This is a genomic window from Mesorhizobium sp. WSM2561 (assembly GCF_000513915.1).
Taxonomy (GTDB): Bacteria; Pseudomonadota; Alphaproteobacteria; order Rhizobiales; family Rhizobiaceae; genus Mesorhizobium; species Mesorhizobium muleiense.
Genome location: NZ_AZUX01000116.1, coordinates 1 through 1,338 on the forward strand (window position 1 = coordinate 1; position 1,338 = coordinate 1,338).

General features: G+C 60.2%; 2 protein-coding genes. One reads left to right on the forward strand and one right to left on the reverse strand.

Features of this window, described 5'->3' with window-relative positions; translation table 11 throughout:
- Positions 1-520 precede the first annotated feature (520 nt).
- A complete protein-coding gene (locus tag M727_RS0132825; protein ID WP_027156037.1) occupies positions 521-823 on the forward strand; it encodes a hypothetical protein in 303 nt (100 codons plus the stop codon).
- A 131-nt stretch (positions 824-954) separates the two neighbouring features.
- Here M727_RS0132825 and M727_RS0132830 read toward each other — a convergent pair.
- A partial coding sequence (locus M727_RS0132830) for a LuxR C-terminal-related transcriptional regulator (protein ID WP_027156038.1) occupies positions 955-1,338 on the reverse strand: 384 nt, incomplete at its 5' end.

The following is a 1,338-nucleotide window of genomic DNA, read 5'->3' on the forward strand; positions in this document are numbered from 1 at the left end:
TATGACCTTGGAGGCGTTGTCCGATGGCCGACAATGTCGGACATGCGACGACCTGAACGACTGACATCACGAAGTCAGGGGCGGCCGCTTTTTCGCGAGTGATAGACGACGAACCGGCTCAAGTAGCTGGCGAGCGAGGGCGGGAAGGCTATGGACTGTGCTCGACAGAGCTTCGGGTACGGCTCTGGCGCCGTGATTGATCGGCTTAGGATAGAAGCGCCGAAAACGTGTTCGTGGTTTCCGTTCGGTGTGTCCGGTCTCGTGTTTGCGCCAGCAATCGAATACGGCGAAGAAAAGCGGTTCTGTCTGGCTTCTGATGACCCGCCGCTCCGCGACAAATGGCAAGCTCGGTCTCCAAAAACCCGGCTTGTTGCGGCGGGCCTGAAGGCAAGAGCGATTGGCTCTGCCACTACCGACGCCGGACTCCTTGGGGAGAAAAACGCTGTTCTATAGGGCTGCCGTGCGTCGGTGCTTCGCAGATTTGCAACTGGCGCGAGCCGGCCTTTAGCCGTCGTCCCTTTTGACTGCGGCATTCTCAACCCGGCAACAACCTGCTCTGGCCGCATTCGCCGACGACGCCGACCTGCGCATCGCGGAATGCGGGCTCAGCCTGGAATGGAATCGGGCATACCAACCGCGCGATGTCGATTGGGGTACGGCGGTGTTTTCGGCGGCATTCTATGCCACGTCCGCGCCGGACGAACTGATCGCCAATTGCCGATCGGTGCTCGATCCGATCGATGTGGAGATCATACTCTACGACCAGGTGCGAAGACTATTCGGCGACCGCAAGGACCGTGAGGCTTGCCCGCAGAAACGGTGATGGGGGTCTGGGTTGTATGCCCTCGCGCCAGGATGAATTGCGATCCTGTCGCTGAGCCCGTTCTCCTCCAGTTCCGAGGCCACCCCAATATGTTATCGCCAACCGGTGCGGCATCACGCGATTGCGTGAGGCTAGCTGATCAGCCCCAGGCGAAAAGCTTTTGCGACAGCATGCACATTGTTTGTCACGCCGAGCCTCTCGCGCACCGTTCGCAGATGCGTATCTGCCGTGTTGCGGCTGATGTTCAGGCGGTCAGCGATCTTGTCCACCGTGAGGCCCTCGGCGGCCCAGCGCAGGACGTCCTGTTGTCGGGGCGACAGACGTACCGGTTTGGAGGCACTTTTTCCATCTGCAAGAATGGCCGCGCAACCGAAGGCGCAGGCGGCGACGAACTGAAATGCTAGACGGTCGTGCGGATCCGGCTCGAGCTTCTCCCCGGCAACAGAAAATCCGACCGCCTGTCCGTTCAATGTCGCAAACGGAATCGTGAAGCCGTCGCGTAGCTTAAACTCCGA